Origin of the sequence: Pseudoalteromonas sp. 3D05, assembly GCF_002723455.1 — a bacterium.
Lineage (GTDB): Bacteria > Pseudomonadota > Gammaproteobacteria > Enterobacterales > Alteromonadaceae > Pseudoalteromonas.
On the sequence record NZ_PDUS01000008.1, the window covers coordinates 173,191 to 173,806 of the forward strand.

Genomic DNA, 616 nt, shown 5'->3' on the forward strand with positions numbered 1-616 from the left:
GTCAAAGGTCAAAGGTCAAAAATAATAGCCCATGCTTTGAGTCATGCAACTTTTAATATTGCGAATTTAGAGTTTATCAAATTGGAATCCAGCTCATTAAAAGAGGCAAGCTGTTCTAAGGAGTAGACTTGGCTCTGAAGGAGCGTAGTGTTCTTTAATCCGTGGGCGTCAGATACTCAACCCACGCTACGGTGGTCAGGTTAACCTACTTTTATATGCAACGTATGATTGATATTCTTTAATAATGACTCACCGGGCTCTTGGGTGTTCGTGGAGTTCTTTTACCCGTGGGTGTCAAATACTCAACCCACGCTACGGTGGCTGTGCTACTCGGTAACTTTCGTACAGACGTAAAAAAGCCCGGCTCTTTCGAGTCGGGCTTTCTTGTATTTGGAGCCATGGTGCGCTACGCAGTAGGATGACCTACTTCATATGCAAAGTATGATTGATATTCTTTAATAAAGACTCATTGGGCTCTGAGGTGTTCGTGACGTTCTTTTACCCGTGGGTTTCGTAATACTCAACCCACGCTACGGTGGTCATTTTAACCTACCTATTTATATTTTCCTTCAAACGTAAAAAAGCCCGGCTCTTTCGAGTCGGGCTTTCTTGTATT